This window comes from Schaedlerella sp., assembly GCF_056796775.1.
This window is the reverse complement of record NZ_JBQIKP010000003.1, coordinates 154,274-172,604: the sequence shown is the minus strand read 5'-3', so window position 1 is coordinate 172,604 and position 18,331 is coordinate 154,274. Positions and strand designations below refer to the sequence as shown.

17 protein-coding genes and 1 pseudogene are annotated in these 18,331 nt (G+C 48.7%); 13 read left to right on the top strand and 5 right to left on the bottom strand.

Going from position 1 to position 18,331, the window contains the following annotated elements; translation table 11 throughout:
• Positions 1-507 precede the first annotated feature (507 nt).
• From ACTOY7_RS03155 to ACTOY7_RS03115, 9 genes and pseudogenes are all read left to right on the top strand, one after another.
• Positions 508-954, top strand: coding sequence for an RNA polymerase sigma factor (locus tag ACTOY7_RS03155; RefSeq protein ID WP_120436905.1), 447 nt, complete (start codon positions 508-510; stop codon positions 952-954).
• Positions 944-1,147, top strand: a complete 204-nt coding sequence (locus ACTOY7_RS03150) for a helix-turn-helix domain-containing protein (protein WP_006876091.1) — start codon at positions 944-946, stop codon at positions 1,145-1,147. The genes ACTOY7_RS03155 and ACTOY7_RS03150 overlap by 11 nt, the downstream gene beginning before the upstream one ends.
• A gap of 800 nt (positions 1,148-1,947) precedes the next feature.
• Positions 1,948-2,127, top strand: a pseudogene (locus ACTOY7_RS03145) (PRD domain-containing protein); the annotation flags it as partial.
• 18 nt (positions 2,128-2,145) lie between these two features.
• Positions 2,146-3,246, top strand: coding sequence for a BglG family transcription antiterminator (locus tag ACTOY7_RS03140; protein ID WP_482670914.1), 1,101 nt, complete (start codon positions 2,146-2,148; stop codon positions 3,244-3,246).
• A gap of 183 nt (positions 3,247-3,429) precedes the next feature.
• Entirely contained in the window at positions 3,430-3,753 is a 324-nt protein-coding gene (locus tag ACTOY7_RS03135) for a PTS lactose/cellobiose transporter subunit IIA (RefSeq protein WP_482670913.1), read from the top strand.
• Between the two features lie 2 nt (positions 3,754-3,755).
• A complete protein-coding gene (locus tag ACTOY7_RS03130; RefSeq protein ID WP_482670912.1) occupies positions 3,756-4,064 on the top strand; it encodes a PTS sugar transporter subunit IIB in 309 nt (102 codons plus the stop codon).
• A 9-nt stretch (positions 4,065-4,073) separates the two neighbouring features.
• Positions 4,074-5,375, top strand: a complete 1,302-nt coding sequence (locus ACTOY7_RS03125; protein ID WP_394682910.1) for a PTS sugar transporter subunit IIC — start codon at positions 4,074-4,076, stop codon at positions 5,373-5,375.
• A 3-nt stretch (positions 5,376-5,378) separates the two neighbouring features.
• Positions 5,379-6,776, top strand: coding sequence for a glycoside hydrolase family 1 protein (locus ACTOY7_RS03120; RefSeq protein ID WP_394682911.1), 1,398 nt, complete (start codon positions 5,379-5,381; stop codon positions 6,774-6,776).
• A gap of 263 nt (positions 6,777-7,039) precedes the next feature.
• Entirely contained in the window at positions 7,040-7,459 is a 420-nt protein-coding gene (locus tag ACTOY7_RS03115) for an SdpI family protein (RefSeq protein WP_394682912.1), read from the top strand.
• A 52-nt stretch (positions 7,460-7,511) separates the two neighbouring features.
• Here ACTOY7_RS03115 and ACTOY7_RS03110 read toward each other — a convergent pair whose 3' ends face one another.
• Entirely contained in the window at positions 7,512-7,856 is a 345-nt protein-coding gene (locus ACTOY7_RS03110) for a DUF6664 family protein (RefSeq protein WP_394682913.1), read from the bottom strand.
• Positions 7,857-8,412: 556 nt separating this feature from the next.
• Positions 8,413-9,387 (bottom strand): RpnC/YadD family protein, encoded by a 975-nt coding sequence (locus ACTOY7_RS03105; protein ID WP_394682914.1) that lies wholly within the window; start codon positions 9,385-9,387, stop codon positions 8,413-8,415.
• A gap of 406 nt (positions 9,388-9,793) precedes the next feature.
• Between ACTOY7_RS03105 and ACTOY7_RS03100 the strand changes: the two genes are divergently transcribed.
• The 4 genes from ACTOY7_RS03100 (at position 9,794) to ACTOY7_RS03085 (ending at position 14,749) form a co-directional block, all read left to right on the top strand.
• Entirely contained in the window at positions 9,794-11,026 is a 1,233-nt protein-coding gene (locus ACTOY7_RS03100) for an extracellular solute-binding protein (RefSeq protein WP_300884931.1), read from the top strand.
• 52 nt (positions 11,027-11,078) lie between these two features.
• Positions 11,079-12,665, top strand: a complete 1,587-nt coding sequence (locus tag ACTOY7_RS03095; RefSeq protein WP_394682739.1) for a methyl-accepting chemotaxis protein — start codon at positions 11,079-11,081, stop codon at positions 12,663-12,665.
• Positions 12,652-12,906 (top strand): AAA family ATPase, encoded by a 255-nt coding sequence (locus ACTOY7_RS03090; RefSeq protein ID WP_482670911.1) that lies wholly within the window; start codon positions 12,652-12,654, stop codon positions 12,904-12,906. The genes ACTOY7_RS03095 and ACTOY7_RS03090 overlap by 14 nt, the downstream gene beginning before the upstream one ends.
• 160 nt (positions 12,907-13,066) lie before the next feature.
• Entirely contained in the window at positions 13,067-14,749 is a 1,683-nt protein-coding gene (locus ACTOY7_RS03085) for a glucosyltransferase domain-containing protein (protein WP_482670910.1), read from the top strand.
• A 78-nt stretch (positions 14,750-14,827) separates the two neighbouring features.
• On the opposite strand, the gene ACTOY7_RS03080 is transcribed toward ACTOY7_RS03085, so the two are convergent.
• The 3 genes from ACTOY7_RS03080 to ACTOY7_RS03070 all read right to left on the bottom strand — a co-directional run bounded on the left by ACTOY7_RS03080 (position 14,828) and on the right by ACTOY7_RS03070 (position 18,164).
• A complete protein-coding gene (locus ACTOY7_RS03080; RefSeq protein WP_160284942.1) occupies positions 14,828-15,673 on the bottom strand; it encodes a carbohydrate ABC transporter permease in 846 nt (281 codons plus the stop codon).
• Between the two features lie 3 nt (positions 15,674-15,676).
• Complete coding sequence (locus ACTOY7_RS03075; RefSeq protein ID WP_160284943.1) at positions 15,677-16,642, bottom strand: carbohydrate ABC transporter permease; 966 nt, start codon at positions 16,640-16,642, stop codon at positions 15,677-15,679.
• Between the two features lie 121 nt (positions 16,643-16,763).
• Positions 16,764-18,164, bottom strand: a complete 1,401-nt coding sequence (locus ACTOY7_RS03070) for a type 2 periplasmic-binding domain-containing protein (protein ID WP_160284944.1) — start codon at positions 18,162-18,164, stop codon at positions 16,764-16,766.
• Between the last annotated feature and the right edge of the window lie 167 nt (positions 18,165-18,331).

The following is an 18,331-nucleotide window of genomic DNA, read 5'->3' as shown; positions in this document are numbered from 1 at the left end:
ATAGATTTGATTTCCGGCGAAGCTGTTCCGGCAGAATTTATGATACCTGCTGTTATTTCCATTTCCTTATCCATTTTGGGGGTGTTGATTGCCATTCGCCTTTTCAATAAAAAGCAGCTTTAATTGTCGAATTTACAGCGATTTGAAGAAATACTCTTGAAGTCAACAATTTAACATCTGCGTAAATCTGCTGGACGACGGCAAAAGAAAAAAGCCGTCGTCCAGCAGACGTACTTCTATACTCTTAATGCGGCGGCTTAGACTAAGCCGCTGTTTTATTATGGCGGCTTCGGGAGGTAGCCGTCATGTTGATTACAGTTATCACGAATAGCAGATTGTCAAAAAAATCCTATTTTCTGCAACGGCATATTCCGGTCATAGAGATGAACACACAAATCATCATAATTACTTAAATAACTCATATTACCAAACGCCTATGCGGTTTTATGCCTGCATGGGCGTTTGTTGTAATAGCCCCCTACTGGGAGGAAAGGGGGTGATGAGAAAATGAGGTATTCCGAACAATTTATGGAGCATATCGAATATGCCTTTGCCGCGTTCTGTAAAATCGTTCTCCGCAATGCGGCAATCAGCGCGTACCGCGATTTGGGACGGAAACAGAAGCATGAAGTATCACTTGACTATCTGATGTCGGAAACGTCTTTTGAACCGTTTGCAACCGATAACTATTTTGAGCAGTATGTTTATGAGAAGCCGACTGTTTTTGTCGTGCAAGGGAAAGAAGTCGTCGTTACAAGTAAACGGTTAGCCGACGCATTAGCTAACCTGTCAGAACAAAGGCGTACTGTTCTGCTGATGAATTTCTTCCTCGGTTACAGCGAAAGAAAAATCGGGAATGAATACAAAAGAAGCAGAAGTGCAGTCAACTACTGGAAACTGGCGGCATTGAAGCAGTTAAGAAAAGAACTGGAGAAAACAAAACATGAGGAATAAGAAACTGATACCCTTTGAAACCATTGAGAAAGCTGTTGCCGGCGAGCCGGAAGCCATAGACGCGGTACTGCGGCATTACACAGCGCGGATTAAATATCTGTCTACTTATCGCGGGCATATTAACGACGATATTCAAGACCGTTTGAAAGCACAGCTTATCAAAGCTATCCTGCAATTCCGTTTTGACAGGTAAGAAGTAGCAAAGCCAGAAAAAGCCGTCAAGGATAAAATGCACGCTTGCGTGTCCTTGACGGCTTTCCCTGTCTTTGCTGTTGGGCAGCCAAGAGAGCGCAATCGGATAAACCGCTTACGCTCTCTATCCATTATGGAATGTTACGCGATAGAGTGTGCTTCTTGCTTGATTTAAGCGGCATTACAGAGAAGATAAGGGCAGGGGTAAGGGTTTTATACTCCCACCCTTAAAAATGAGGTTCTACTGCGTAACATAACAAACGATATTTTTATATTGCCGTTTCCATTCCGTTCTTTTCCATTCCGGCGGCTCTGCCGTTTTGCTTTGCCCCCAAATGAGAGAGATTAGGGAAAGGATAGGAAGGGAATGGGTATTTGATTAAATCTGTATTTGGTATTTCTCTAGTTGTTTATATCTTTATTTAATTGCGTTGGATTTTCCAACGTAGGTTTTTCCAATGTTGGATAATCCAATGTAGGCTTTTCCAACATTGGAAAAGCCAAGATAGGCGGTCTATGCTCCCTCGGATAATTACCACAGGTTTGTTACGCAGTAGAAAGGCGTTTTTGAGGGAAAGGGTATAAAACCCTTGCCGCGCGGAAAACGTACCCGCAAAGCCGCTTGTATCAAGGCTTTCTCAGCCCCTACTGCGTAACAAAGAGCATGAAAAAAGCGGGCAAGAAACGCTTTGTTTCTCACTCGCCTTTTTCTGCACCCCGTATGGCAGCTACCCTATTTCAATTTGTTGGTTGATACTGTTTTATGAGTAACTACCATTTGACAGGTTTTTTTCCGAAGCTGCCTATCAGGCTTTTGTAGAATATATTTATATCGCGATCCAGAGAATACGGGAAGAACATTTTATTTCTTTTCATCCGGATCAGAGAGACTATCTGGAACGGGAGGACTATTTTTTTATAGAATCCCTGGTTCAGGAGCTTGAAAGAGATTTCCAGGTGGAATGGCCTGAATTGGAAAAGCTCAGCCTTGCTGTCTGGATGTGCGGAAACAACAACCGGAACCAGCTGATACAATATAGAGAAAATCTGGTGATCCGAAATGAAATCTATACAAAGCTTGGTGAGATCCTGGAGTCGATCTATCAGGAATTCCACATTGATCTCCGCGGCAATCTGGAATTACATATGTCCCTGGCGCAGCATATGATGCCTATGGATATCCGTTTGAAATACGGCCTGAAGCTGGCAAATCCACTGCTTGAAAACATTCGTTCCATGTATCCTCTGGCATGCCAGATTGCCGGTTTTATGGCAGCGGAATTGGAACATATCTATGAAGCCTCTGTCTCTGACGATGAAATCGGATATCTGGCTGTAATCTTTGAACTGGCTCTGCAAAAGAAAGAGCACAGCCCCGAAAAGAAAAATGTGCTTCTGGTCTGTGTTTCCGGACGCGGCACGGCCCAGCTTTTAAGACATCAGATAGAAAGCAGATTTTATGATCATATTGACCGGCTATACGTAAAAGGAACATTGGAATTGGAGGATCGTGATTTTGAGGAGATTGATCTGGTCGTTACCACCGTACCGCTCAACCGCGGCATCCAGATTCCTGTCATTGAGATCAACGAGCTTCTGACCTTGAATAACCAGGCAGAGATGCGCCTGGCCCTGCAGTCCGATAAACCGTTTCTATGGGAGTCCTATTATAAAGAAGATTTATTCTTTTCAGATTTATGCAGGGAACATAAGGATGAGGTCCTCGAGCAAATGTGTGAAATGATTTCCGAAAGATATCCGATGCCGGAGGATTTTTTCCAGTCTGTCATGAACAGGGAAAATACCGCGTCCACCGATATCGGAATCCGCTCAGCGCTCCCGCACCCGGACCGGCTGATCCCGGAAAGTACAATGATCGCTGTAGGAGTCCTCCGCAAGCCTGTTTTCTGGGGTAAAAAGGAAGTCTCCCTAGTTATTCTTGCATTAATTGGGAAAGGGGAGGATCCTGATATTCAGAAGTTTTACGAGGGTACGATCCGGCTGCTTTCAGACGCCGCAGCCATAAGCGAGTTGGAAGCGCGCCCCGATCATCAAACTTTGATTCGGCTGCTGAATAGCGGTTCTTTTCCCCGGCTATAGCTTGAAAAAAGATCGCTGTTCAAACCAGCCGCCGTATGAATCACTACATAAAATGCTCCATTCAATTTTTGCAGGATTGAATGGAGCGTTTTTTTGATTGGAGTTCCCGCAGGTTAAGTATTATTATAGAATCAATCCAAAAGCGCTTACAGGAAAATATCGGAAAATGGAAAGGAGTATATCATGGAATTTGAAAATCAGGTCATGGAGCTTATCGTAAACGACGGGGACGCGCGGGGAAAGGCACTGAACGCCGTATCGGCCGCCGCGGAAGGTCAGTTTGACCAGGCTGAAAAGCTAATGGAAGAGTGTAAATCGTCACTCAATCAGGCGCATAACATCCAGACCGGGCTGATCCAGGCGGAATTAAACGGTGATGATTCTGTACGCGTCACATTGCTGATAGTACACGCGCAGGATCATCTCATGAACGCGATCACAGTAAAGGACCTTGCGGAGCACATCATTCATTTATCAAAGGTTATTTATAAAAAGAAAGGGGAATAAAAATGAAACAGATTACACTAATTTGTGTCGCAGGAATGTCAACAAGTATGATGGTAAGCCGCATGAAGGCCGCGGCGGATTCCCGGAATCTGGACGTACAGATCCAGGCTATGTCGGAATCTTCTTTTGATACAGGCGGAAAGCAGACGGATGTCCTTCTGCTCGGCCCGCAGATTGCCTATCTGGAAGGGCAGATCCGGAAAAAGTATGAGCCGGAGGGCATCAGGATCAGCGTAATCCCGGCTCCACTTTACGGGATGATGAATGGAGAAGCGGTTTTAGATATCGCGTTAAACATGATGGAGGGATAAAAAGCAGCCATGAAACTATTAGAAAAATTTGAAGAATCCATGCAAAAAATATTCAATCCGCTCGCTCAAAAGGTCGGAGCAAATAAGGTTCTGCAAGCGGTGGCCCAAGGATGCCTTGCCACGGTTCCGATCACCATCGGGATTGCCCTGGTCTCAATTCTGGTAAATATCAATGTGGGCGGCTGGGGTACTTTTCTCGAAAGCTCCGGGCTGTACCGCGCAGGCCAGGAAGCGATCGGTGTCACCATGTCCCTGCTCGCGGTCTATCTTCTTGTGACGATATCTTATTCATACAGTAAGATACGCGGATATCACAACCTCATTGCAACGGTATTGTCCATGGCCGTATTTTTGATCCAGGTTCCTTCCACTCTTTCCATCGGAGAGGATCAGTCTGTCATGGCTCTGACCTCCGATTACCTGGGGAGCAACGGGATCTTTGTGGCTATCCTGATCTCAGTCATCACAACTGCAGCCTATTGTGCCCTGATGGATAAGGGAATCAAGCTGAAGCTGCCTGAATCTGTTCCTCCGATGGTAGCAGACGCGATTTCGGCCTGCATCCCTTCCATCATCCTCATCACAGCGGCGGTTTTGATCAAACTCGGATTCAGCCATACGCCGTTTGAAAATTTGTTCAGCCTGATCGCAACCATGATCCAGACACCGTTTATGAGGTTCGGCACCTCGCCCCTTGCATTTATCATATTCACCGTATTCTGCAACCTGCTGTGGTTCTGCGGGATCCACCCCTCCGCTATCACCAGCGTATATACACCCGTGATCATCGGCGCTATCATTGCAAATACGGAAGCCTTTGCTTCCGGCTCTCCGCTGCCTTATGCCTCGATCATCGTTGTATATCTGGTGTGTTCGATCGGCGGCAATGGCTGTACACTCGGATTCTGCGGAAGCCTGTTTTTTGCAAGGTCTGAAAAGTTAAAGGCACTGAGAAAGGTTGTGGTAATTCCAAACATTTTTAATATCAATGAACCGATCATCTTTGGTGTACCGTTGATGCTGAATCCATACTATTTTCTTCCCATGCTGCTCACACCGCTGGTAAATGGGTTCCTGGGGTGGGGAATTTTCAGTATATTCCATATGAGCTTAAATCCAACTTTTGTTTTGGGTTTCCCCTGGGTGACTCCCGGAATCATCGTTGATTTTTTTGTCGGAGGAGTTTTACTTGCTATCATCTGGATTCTTTGTGTATTCTTAGATTTTGTCATCTATCTGCCTTTTACCATGATGGATAATAAGGCCCAGCTCAGGCAGGAACAAGCATTTTCAAATGGTGAGGAGGGATAACGGATGGAAATATTTCCAAAAAAATTTTTATGGGGCGCCGCGATCAGCGCCTTCCAGGCGGAAGGAGCCTGGCAGGAAGACGGAAAGGGTTCGACCGCGGCCGATCTTCGATGTATGGAGAGCAGACGTCAGTCCGGCATCGCAGATACAACAGTGGCATCTGATTTTTACCACCGTTATCGGGAAGATATTGCGCTGATGAAAGCATGCGGGCTGACAAGCTTTCGATTTTCCATTTCCTGGGCGCGTCTGTACCCTGACAACACAGGGGTACTCAATCAGGAGGGCCTGAATTTTTATGACAACGTTGTCGATGAGTTAAAGGCAAATGGGATTGAACCAATCGTAACACTGTATCATTTTGACCTGCCGCAGTGGATGATCGAAGAATACAGGGGTTTTGTTTCCCGGAAGGCAATTGACGCGTTCCTGCTCTATGCGCGCACCTGTTTTACTCATTTCAGGAGCCGTGTCAAATACTGGCTTACGATCAATGAGGAGGACGTACTGGCCAATATCCCGCAGTTTTCCGGTCTGAAGGACCCCAAAGAGTCCTGGCAGGCATATCATCATATGAATCTTGCAAATGCGCAGGTGATGAAGCTTTTCCATTCTCTCGGAACAGGCGGTAAGATCGGCCCCTGCATTTCTTACTGTACGGTTTATCCGGCCACACTGGATCCAAAGGACCAGCTGACGGCATATGAAATAGAAGATATCTATTCTTTTTCCATCATGGATGTGCTGATGAGAGGAGAATATCCCTGCTATCTGATCAACCGGCTCCGGGAAAAGGGGCTGCTGTTTGAAACCGAACCTGGGGACGAGAATCTAATGAAAGGCGCAAAACCAGATTTTATCGGTGTAAACTGGTATACGACGGAAGTCGTCGGACAGTATATCGAAGAAAAAGAGTCCTTCGGTAATTATGAAGGCCCAGAGCTGCCGCGGCGGCGCAGGAAGGAAAAAGGATTTGCGCAATATTATCAGAATCCTTTTACCAAATATTCCAATCCCGAGTGGAATACCGATGGAATCGGCTTTCATCTTGCCCTGCGGAAATTATACGAACGCTTCCATCTTCCGATCATCATAACGGAAAACGGACTCTCCTGTGAGCAGGAGGTATTGACAGGCGGCCGGGTACACGATGAAAACCGAATCGAATATCTCAGCGAAATGGTCAAAGCAATGGCTGCCGCAATCCGTGACGGCGTGGAAATCCTCAGCTATAACCCCTGGTCCTTTATTGACCTGGTCTCCAGCAGCCAGGGGATGGAAAAGCGTTACGGCCTGGTCTATGTAAACCGTACAAATGAAAATGAGAAGGATCTGAAGCGCTATCCCAAGGATTCTTATTATTGGTATCAGGAATGTATCCGGAGGAACGGGAATATCTAACCGGCCCATTATAATCCCCCTGCCCCGCTCAAAGTCGGAGCAGGGGGATTATAAACATCTACTGCGGGGACAGTTCCTTAGATGATTGATATTATTACAGGGCACGCAGCTTGATAATATGTTTCCTGACAAAATCCAGACTGGAACGCGACAAATTCATTGCGCAAAACTTATGTAATATAGGTTATGATCCCCGTATTTCAGGTTCTCTGTGTAGAATTATCCGAAACCGTGTGATAGGATGGAAAGTAAAGGAGGGCATTATGGGATTTTGGATATTTTTGCTTATCATGGAATTATTGATTCCATTTACTATGATCGGAATTGGAAGATCTTATATGAAAAAACCGCCGAAAAAAATCAACAGCGTAACCGGATATCGGACATCCATGTCCATGAAAAACAGAACAACCTGGGAATTTGCCCACAGGTATTGCGGAAGGATCTGGTATCTCTGCGGAATCCTATTATTGCCGATATCCGTGATTATCATGTGCCTTGTGATAGGGCAGGACAAGGATACCATAGAAAATGCCGGACTCATCCTGTGCGCCGTTCAAATGATTATTTTGGCCGGTTCTATCATTCCTACGGAAATCGCTCTGAAAAAGAAGTTTGATAAAAATGGTAGGAGATGGCAGCCTCCGGTTGATCGGGCCAGTCGTTCACATTTACGTCGTTAAAAGTTCCAGCCGGCGCGGCGTGGATCCCTGGATCGGACGCCGTACCGCTCTCCTACACAGCATCCCTTCCAAGGATCCCTGCCTTTTTCAGATATCCGATCCCGTCACAGCATCCCCTGAAATAGATTGACTCCATTTCCATATCTGTAAGCCTGCTTTTCAGCTCCAGTACCTTGATCAGCGCCGTGCATTCCTGCTCATTCAAGTCTGACGTTTTCTCAGCGTCAAATATCTCCAGGACCTTGGGATATGCTTCATACAGCGTTTCGATCTCGTCCCGGATAGAGCGGTAGACTTCATTTTCTCCGGGCAGCTTTGCAGTGACTACACTCAGATACTCCGCAAAAATATCTCCGTAGAGATCCACAAATGTATCAAACGCGAATCCGTCCTTCACCTTCCTCACCTCCGCTTTTTCGCAGAATACTCTTGAAAAATCATTTGTAACAGAATACCACAGAAATTATACTGCCCAAAATTCTACAATTTATATCTTGTGAAAGGCCGGATGGCCACAGATATTTTTTTCAGCTATACGGTTTCAGTCCCTCTTTTACACCCTGTTTTCGATCGGAAATGTCACTGGCTTTGTTTGCCATAAAATCACTTTTCCTTTCTTTTGTAATAGTGGCTGGACTCAACAGGCTAAAGCCCATATTCAAAATGGGACAGCGCCTTTTCCGCACTGTCCCATTTTAATTGCAGACCTATACTCATGGTCGATGAAATCTGTCATAAATGTTACTATTCACAGTTTTTATCTGACTGGAATCAGTCACTTCACCCACATAAGCAAAAAATCAAGATGCGAAGCATCGGCAGACGGCTTTGCCGACTGTTTTTGCGCATGTGAGTGAAATGACTGTGAATAGTAACTCATAAATATCGCGCCAGCCGAAAAGCGGCATAATTCCCTATGCGGCTGGCACTCAGTATAACACCTTTTTTACGGTCTACACGAGCTGTTTTCCATACTGCTCCAAATAGGCGGCTGCCTTTTCGAGAGATAGCCCGATTTTTTCCTGCAATCTTTTTAAAATCGCTGCATCGTCCAAACCAAATTCCTGTCCCATTTCAACGATTTCCTCTGCTTTTCCTTCCGCTTTTCCGGCTTCTATTCCTTCCGCTTTTCCGGCTTCTATTCCTTTACGAATCAATCTCTCAGACTCTGTCTCTATTACTGTTCCTCCCATAATATTCACCAGCCTTTCCTCATTTTCATTTCCATTCGTAATGTGGGTAATGATCGTATTCACAAATCCCATAAGGTCAACAATCTCATAATCCGATAACTCACCTTTTTTATGCATCTGAACCATCTCATGCCGGAAATATTTCAAATCCTTTACCGCATTGTCTATATTACTTTCCGAAATAAGATCCTTTTCATACCTTGCAATATAAAAAGGGATATAGGGAAACAACCTCTTTTCCACAATATATTCTTTTGTAAATTCCGCTAAAATCACATTCGGCGACTCATAATTGATTTCCTGCCCATCCGGAAATGTGAACGTGATCGTGGTTGCTTTCGGAGTTTTTTCCGTCCTCTTGATATAAATGATTGAAAATCTCGGCATGGGAATGGTCGCATGGCCGATATCCCAAACCGCAAATTGCCTTGCAACGATAAACGCATATTCCGCAATCCGGATCGCCATGGAGCCGTCATCATAGCTCTGGCATTCCAAAAGATAAATTTCATTTTCAATCTTAAGAACAAAATCAGAAATCTGTTCTTCGATGTCCTTGCTTCCATCCGCTGTCTCGTTTTCTGTCAGAAACCCTTCTGAAGGCAGCGTTTCTACCCTTGCGTCTGTCGGATAATGCTTCCCAAACGTTTCGTTAATTACGGAAATAAACAATCTTTTATGTTTCATCTTCATCGTCTTAAACACGTTATCGTAATCTGGTGTCTTTTTCTGCATATGATCTTATCCTCTCGCAAATATTCCAACCGCACAGCTGGAAATATTTTCTTCCATGTCCTGATGGAAAAATATCTTACCCTTATTATATCGTCAATTCTCTCTTCTGGCAACCGAAATAAACAGACCTGAATAACAGCTTTTATGTGGCGTTACTGTTCATACCCTGACCGGGCGCTCACAGTAACGGCATCCAGCCCATCACTGAATTGGCCGGATGCCGCGCGGCACCGTGTGAACAGTAACAAGCGCTTATCAAGCAGCTTATCTCCGCGATATTTAATGCTTGAAAAACTCCCCGTCCGATTATATAATTAAGAATAAGATTTCCCTGTTTTCATATGCAGCTAAGAAGCAAAAAAGGGATCAATGCTATCATCTTGATTTTACAAGGAACGAGACAGACATGAAAAAACGAATATACCTTTTATTTTTAACCGTACTCTGCGCGGCATCCTTTACGGGATGTAATGCTTCTGAGAAAAAGTCTCCCGCGGAGACGCAAACGGAACAGGTCAGCCTGACCGTCTGGGGCGCTGAGGAGGATGCGGATCTGATGAATCAGATCATCCAGAGCTTCCGGGACCATTATCAGGGCCAGGCGGATTTTCAGATCACATTTCAGGCGCAGGGCGAATCGGCCTGCAAGGACGCGCTGCTTGGCGGCCTGGAGGAGGGCGCGGATGTCTTTACATTTGCGGACGACCAGTTAAATGCGCTGGCCGCGGCAGGCGCCGTGGACCCCATTGACAATGCGGACGAGATCCGGAGTCAAAGCCTGACCAGCGCAGCGGAGGCGGCCTCGGTAGGCAATACGCTGTACGCTTATCCGCTGACGGCAGACAACGGATACTTTCTATATTATAATAAGCAATTTATCAGTGAGGAGCAGGTGAAGACGCTGGACGGAATCCTGGAGGCCGCGGCTGCAGGCGGACGGCAGTTCGTGATGGACTGGAGTTCAGCCTGGTATGTATACTCCTTCTTTGGAAATACGGGCCTGGAGATCGGGCTCAACGACGACGGCATCACCAATTACTGCACCTGGAACCAGACGGAAGGGGACATCCGCGGGATCGACGTGGCACAGGCCATGCTCCGGATCGCGGCAAACCCCGGGTTCGCCAGCCGGATCGATACGGAATTTGTGGACGGGGTCCGGAACGGGTCTGTGGCCGCAGGCATCAGCGGCGTATGGAATGCCGTTGCAGTTGAGGAGGCCTGGGGGGAGCATGCGGGAGCGGCCAAACTGCCCACCTATACCTGCGCTGACCGGCAGATACAGATGGCTTCCTTTTCCGGCTGCAAGCTGATCGGGGTCAACGCATATTCTAAGCACCCGGAATGGGCCGCCCGGCTTGCGGAATGGATCACCAATGAGGAAAACCAGCGTCTCCGGTTTGAGCTGCGGGGACAGGGGCCGGCCAATATCACGGTTGCGGCATCTGCCGAGATCCAGCAGTCCCCGGCGATCGCGGCCCTCCTGGAGCAGTCTGAATTTTCCCAGCTGCAGCGGGTGGGCGGAAAGTTCTGGGATCCGGTTTCCCTGTTCGCGGGTAATATGGCGGCGGGAAATCCCACCGGACAGGATTTGCAGGAGCAGCTTGACCAGATGACGGAGGGCGTCTGCGCAAGGTAGATTACAGAATACAAAGACCGCATTATCTATCGAAAGGATTTGTTAAGACCACATGAAAACAAAGCTTAGTATACAGCAGCGCCTGATACTTCCCATCCTACTCCTGGGAGCCGTGGCGCTGATCTCCAATCTCCTGTCGGTTTTCAGCATCAACAATGTCAACTCCAATGCCTCAAAGATCGTGGACAATTATATGGTTGGCTCGGAAACCCTGCAGGTTATCCGATATGCCACCGCGAACATACACAAAATGGCGCTGTCCCACATTGTTGCCACGGACTACAACACGATGATCACCGTCGTGACACAGATCAAAGAGGAAGAAGAGGCGCTGGAGTCCTATTTAGAGGAATACAAAAAATATATCACAAAGGATGAGGAAGCGCTCTATTCCCAGCTTATATCCAACTATGAGTCTTTCAAGCACTCTCTGGTCTATCTGGTGTGCGCCAGCGCAGACAGCAAGACTCAGGATGCCTACACATACGCGAACGGCGACGTGGCAAGCTTCGGAGCAGCCATTGAGAGCAATACGGCAGAGCTGGACGAGGCCGTCAGCGCCCGGACCGCGGACGCAAGGCAAAAGCTCCTGGCCGTCTATATCATTTCACTCATCATCACGGCCGTGTCCATTGCGGCCTGTGTGATCCTGGTGCCTGCGGCGGTCAAGATCATCAAGACCTACGTGATCACGCCGATCAAAGGTACGGTAAATACACTTCAGGAGAGCTCGGAAAAGCTGAACGGCGTAGCCGGCGAGGTGCTCAAGCGCACACGGACCTCGGGCAGAAGCGCAGAAGGGCTTTCCTCTCTTGCGGATTCTCTGTCCCAGGCGATCGTAAAGGTGGCAAGCAACGCGTCCAATATCAACAGCAGCGCTTCGGATATCAAGCTGGATGTCCAGGATATGGCATCGGAATGCGGCGCCATCATGGAGTATTCTTCGGCCATGAAGACGCGGGCCAATGAGATGGAAGCATCCGCCCAGACAAACACAGAGGTGATCCGGAAAAAGGCTTCCGATATCCTGGAGGTGCTTGGCGAAGCCATTGAGAACAGTAAAAGCGTGGATCAGGTGAACAGCCTGACCAATGAGATCGTAGCCATTTCCTCCACCACCAACCTGATCGCCCTCAATGCTTCCGTAGAAGCCATGCGGGCCGGCGACGCGGGAAATGGATTCGCGGTGGTGGCGCAGGAGATCAAGAGCTTGGCGGATTCCTGCGGCGAAACGGCGGGACGCATCCAAGAGGTCAACGAGGTGGTGACAAAGGCGGTACATAATCTTTCCCGGCATTCTCAGGGCATGGCCGATTACCTGAGCGAAACGATCCTGAAGGAATTTCAGGAATTTGTGCATTCCGGCAGGCAGTATAAGGAGGACGCGGATTATGTACAGGAAATGATCGACGCCTTCAACAGCCGGACGGACCGGCTGAGAAATTCCATGAACGAGATCGCTGATTCCATCGGGAGCATCACAAAGGCTCTGGACGAAGGGGCGTCCGGGATCACGGGCGTAGCCGGCAGCACAAAGAGCCTGGTGGACGATATGGCGGATATCACCGGGCGTATGGATGTGAACCGGGAGATCGTAGAGGAATTGAAAAAACAGATGGAGGTGTTTGCGGATCTGTAAATGCAGGAATCCTTTTGATTCTTACAGGGCTACTGCTTCGGAAGCCTACTTTGCAGATAAATCCGAGCTGCTCACCGAGCTCATCCCAGCGCTGGGGACAAGCCAGCGCTATTTCTGTATCACCCGGCCGCGCCGATTCGGAAAAAGCGTGATGGCCAATACAATGCTGTATCAGAAAACAGATCAACGGTTTGTCTTTGTCCTGGATGAATGGGATGCTGTAGACGCCAGAGTGCGATAGCACGGATTTTGCGAATGGGGATGCGCAGGTTGGATGATCTTAAGACCATCCAACCGTACAGGTGGAATATTTTCCATATTTCCTGGCTATACTATATATGATTCAGCGATGTCTGATTCATGAAAAACGACGAATGTATCGCTATGAGGAGCTTAGATTTATGGAAACGCCAACGCATTACACCACCCCCCGTCCGGAGGGACATATCGAAGGTTTCACTTATTTCTGCAGAACGAACCGGAGCTCCATCTTCATCATACTGAGCATGCTGCTTTTGACCTATGGATTCATGCTGTTTCATTTCAGCTTTTCCATCGACACCGAGGAATGTGTCGTATTGCAGATGAATTTTTATAAAGGATGGATCGGGATCAATCGATATGGTCTGGTCTTTACAAAATGGCTCACCGGACTGCTGAGCCTGATTCCCGGATTCGCCGCGGTTCTGATGGTGCTGACGACCTTTGGCTACAGTCTGGCCTGGATGTATTTTTTTTATTGGATCAAAGGAAGGGACTTGAGCCGGACGGAGCTGAGCTGGGTATTCCCGGTGCTGTTCTTTTCCAGCGTCCCCATGGTGGAGCTGAGCAACTTCCAGTGCCAGTCCTTTGAAGTTGCATTTGCCATGCTGCTCTGCGCGGCGGCGCTTTTGCTGGAATGGCAGTGGATCCTGTCCGGCGGGATCCTCCGGCTCCTGCTGTCTGTCATGCTGGGAGTCTGGTGCTTTGCCTCCTATCAGGCATTCGTGCCGGTCTATATCTCTGCGTCCCTGGCATCCTTTCTCCTGGCATATCATTACCGGAGTGACGAGATCGGAAGCCGTGTCTTTCTTATTTCCGTAAAGCTGGCCTCCGTATTTTTGTGCGATTATCTGATCTGTACCCTGCTGGGCAAAATCCTGATGTTCCTGGCGCGCGTCGAAGCCGGAACCTACACGGACAATATGATCCGCTGGGGAAAAGCGCCCCTGGACGAGATCATAACCTCCCTGAAGCTCTATATCAGCGATACTGTGCTGGCGAAAAATATTTTCTGGAACAGATGGTATCTATTTGCGGCTGTCGGCCTCTTGCTGTCGGCATTTTGGAAGCTCAGAAAAAAAAGCGCGGAACGCAAATTTTATCCGTATTCTATTTTCGTGACCTTCCTGCTGCTGGCTTCGCCGTTTTTCCTGCCCGCCCTGCTGGGCGCGCCGCTGGTTGTCCGAGGACAGCTCGCGCTGCCCTTTGTCGCGGCGGCGGGTACGGAAATGATCGGGGAACGTTTTCTGGAATCTGCGGAAATGCTTTCGGAGCATGGCAAGGCCATCGGGCTTACCGCCGCAGCGTTCCTGTTTCTTCTTATTTTCAGGGGAAATATTGTGATGGATAACCGTCTGCTTTATTCGGATTATGTGGTGAGCCAGCAGGAAAATGCTCTGACGGAGCGGCTGATCGAGCGGATTGAGACGGTGAGCGGCGGGGAAGCGGCGCCGGCAGGCAATTCCGCGGAGTCCGCGGCAGACGGCGGGGAAGCGGCGGCAGGCAACTCCGCGGAGTCCGCGGCAGACGGCGGGAAGGAAACTGCGGTAGCCATCCTTGGAAAATGGTCGCCGACCTGTAATCCCTCCATGATCCAGGGAGAAACGCTGGGACACTCTTTTTATGAATGGGATCAGACGGTCCCGGGAGGGACCTGCAAAAGGGTGCTTAGTTACTGGCATGTGCTGGGTTACGAATATCAGAATCCGGACGCGCAGCAATGGGAAGCGGCGGAGAAGCTCGGGGAAGGGATGCCGGCATGGCCGCGGCAGGGTTCCGTAGTCCGGGAAGGGGAGCTGGTTGTGATCAAGCTGTCGGAATGATTGCCAACCGGCTGCAGTCAAAAAAGACAGGCCGCACAAACAAACTTGTGAATGCCTGTCTTTTTTGGTCCCTGACGGCTATTCTTTCACGCCGCCCAGTGTTACGCCTGCGATGATGTACTTGGACAGAAGCAGGTATACGATGATGATTGGCACGATGGCCACCAGGATCATGGTATAGATCTTCCCCATGTCAAAGTTCATATAATCCGCGCCACGGAGTGTCGCGATCAGGATCGGCACCGTCATCTTGTCCTTGGACTGGATGACCAGGGCCGGAACGAAGTAGTTGTTCCAGGAGCCGACAAAGGAAAAGATTGCCTGCACCGCGATGGCCGGTTTCATGATCGGAAGCACGATCCGGTTGAATGTCCGGAATTCTCCGCAGCCGTCAATTCTGGATGCCTCCACCAGTGACAGCGGAAGGGAGGACTGCAGATAGCTGTGCATAAAGTAGAACACGGACGGCGACGCAATGGACGGGATGATCAGCGGAAGCAGGGAGTCATACATTCCCATGTTCGTGATCAAACGCAGGAATCCCATTGCGGTTACCTGTGTCGGCATGACAAGGATCGCCATGATAAATGTAAATGCTGCCTTCTTCAATTTGAAGTCGTACGCATACAGGCCGTAAGCCGTCAATGCCGAAAAATACGTGCAGATCGCCGCGGAGCATCCGGAAACGATCAGGCTGTTCAGGATCCCCCGAAACATCGGGAAGGTTCCGTCATTGGCCACACTGCTCAGGTTTTTCAGCAGATAGCTTCCCGGCAGCGCGGAAAATCCCTTCTGCAGATCCGCATGGGACCGTGTCGCGTTGACGATCAGGATGTAGAAGAAAAACAGGCACATAAACGACAGAAGGATCAATACGATATGTGCGATGATACTCCGTAAATGACTTGGCTGTTGTGATTTCATAGACTATCCCCTCCTCTGCTGCTTTCGCTGCTGTTTTCTTGCTTTCTTTGCCGCTGCCTTGGAGCCATCCGGATCGTCATTGTTGGTCATACGGTATACGATAAAGCAGAGGATCCCGCTGACGATAAACAGGTAAACAGACAGCGCGCCTGCCATACCGTAGTTCCTGCTCTTCAGATGGCTGTTCAGGAACATGATCAGCGTCATGGACGTACGGTCCGGAGTTCCCTGTCCGTTTGTCAGGATCTGCGGAACATCGAACATCTGCAGACCGCCGATGATAGCCGTGATCAACGTATAGGCAAGGATCGGCCGTATCTGCGGCAGTGTAATATAGAAAAACCGCTGGAAGCTGTTGCAGCCGTCCAGATCTGATGCCTCAAAGATATCTGGGCTGATCCCCATGATCGCGGCCATCAGCATAATGGTTGAATTTCCAAACCACATCAAAAAGTTCATGAATCCGACCAGTGATCTGGTCCCAAAAGCAGTCCCCAGGAAATCGATGGGCTCGCCGATAATCCCGATAGACATCAGGATCGAATTGACCGGTCCGTTGGTGGAGAACATGGTAAAAAATAGCATGGCAAAGGCAGACGCCATGATCAGATTCGGCAGATAAATGACCACCTTAAAGAACTGTGTACCGCGGATCTTGAGCCTCGCGTCTACGAACCACTCCGCAAGCACCAGAGCGATCACGATCTGGGGAATAAACCCGATGATCCACAGGATCAGGGTATTTGCGCCGTATTTCAGCATATCCGATTTCAGGAGGCTTGCATAATTGGCCATCCCGATAAAATTGGGTCCAATCTCTTTAATTCCCGAACGGTAGTATTCAAAAAAGCTGTATCGGACAGTATCTACCAGAGGGATCAGGGAAAAAATGAAAAAGCTGATAAAAAACGGAAGGATAAAAATATAGCCCCATTTTGAATAGTCCACTTTTTTACGTTTTGTTTTCATAGACTGTCATTCCTTTCTTTTTTTCAAAGCATACCCGAACCGAAGGCGGCTTAAAACGTGCTGAATCCGCCGCGGTCCACCGGCTGGCCGGTGAACCGCGGCGCTCCAAAGCCTTCTCTCTTTACTCCGGCCATTCTACCGCAGTAATATCCGGATAGCGTTCTATGATCGCAGTCTCAAAGTTTGCTTTTGCCTTGTCGTAGTCCACTTTTCCCTGCAGATAATCACTGAACGAGTTCTGGATCAGCTCCACACATCCCTGGTCATAGGCGCAGAGAGGCGCGATCTTGATATTTTCCGCAACCGGCGCAAAGTATGTAAACGGATTCTGTCCTCCCAGGAATTCCGAAGCATAGGAATCATCCTTTGCCGCTTCCTGCATTCCGCTTGTCGTATTTGTAAAATCTGAGTAGTCCTTGGAAATCTTCAGCAGATTCTCTTTGTCCACGGTGACCGCCAGGATAATGTCTTTTACATGCTCCGGATTATCCGTGCCTGTACATGCATGTACATAGGAACCGCCCCAGTTGTATTCCTGCGGAGGATTGGTCACGGCCCATACGCCGTCTTCTCCATCCCAGTTCGGTTTCAGGGTAAAATCAATTCCCCACGCCGGGAACAGAAACGCGAATACCTTAGACGCGGAGCCCATTGCCTTGTTCCAGTCGTCATTCCACTGGCCCTTTACCGTCTTGTCAAGATAGCCTGCGTCCAGCCACTCCTTGGAATCATTGATCCAGTCCACGATCTTCTGATCCACCTTGATGGTAGATTCTCCCGGACTCACCCAGGAATTTTCAATGCTGTTGCCATACAGCCGGAATGTGTCCGCATAGGAGGAAAATGTAAAATATCCCTTCGCCTTGAGCTCTTCCGCCGTTGCCTTCATGGTATCCCAATCCTTGACCTTTTCGCCGATCTCCTCCGGATCATCCGTACCGAATACTTCCTTCGCAATGTCCCTGCGATATACCAGCAGCCCCGGGCAGCACTGCCAGGTGGATCCCCTCTGGACGCCCTCCGTATCTGAAGCCGTTACTTTGGTAAATTCATACTGGTCGGACAGCTCCGAATCCGGGTCGATTCCAAGATCTGTAAGAGGCATTGCCACGTCTGCTTCCGCGTCCGTATATTTATTGACATAATCCGTCTCTGACAGGAAGATATCCACCTTATCATCTGCTGCCGCGTCTGCCTGCTTCATCAGCGCTTCATCCAGCTTCTGCTGGTAGACACCGTCCTGGTTCGGATTGATGATCCAGTGAATCTCTGTACCGTCGTTTAACGTAGTCACGGTTCCGTCCGAAGAGGTCTCCTTCACTTCCGGATAAACAGCCTCCACACGCTCCCGGAACTCATCGTTCCAGCTATAGATATTGATGACCTTGCCCTCTTCGCCGCCGGATGCTTCTCCTGCCGCCCCGCCGTCAGAGCCGCCGGAGCCGGGTTTGCTTCCGCAGCCTGCCAGTGAGCCTGCTGCCATAGCCGCAGCCAATACGATACATACCACTCTCTTTTTCATTTGAAAAATCCTCCTCTTCATTCTGCGGAGCTGCCGCCCCGCTTTTTTAGTATGCCCGGATTATAGCGCATAATTTTCTGACAATATATTATGAATTTTAACAAAATATCAAATTCATGACCCTATCGCAGATTCTTTACCATCGCGTGGAACAGCGTGGCTGCAGA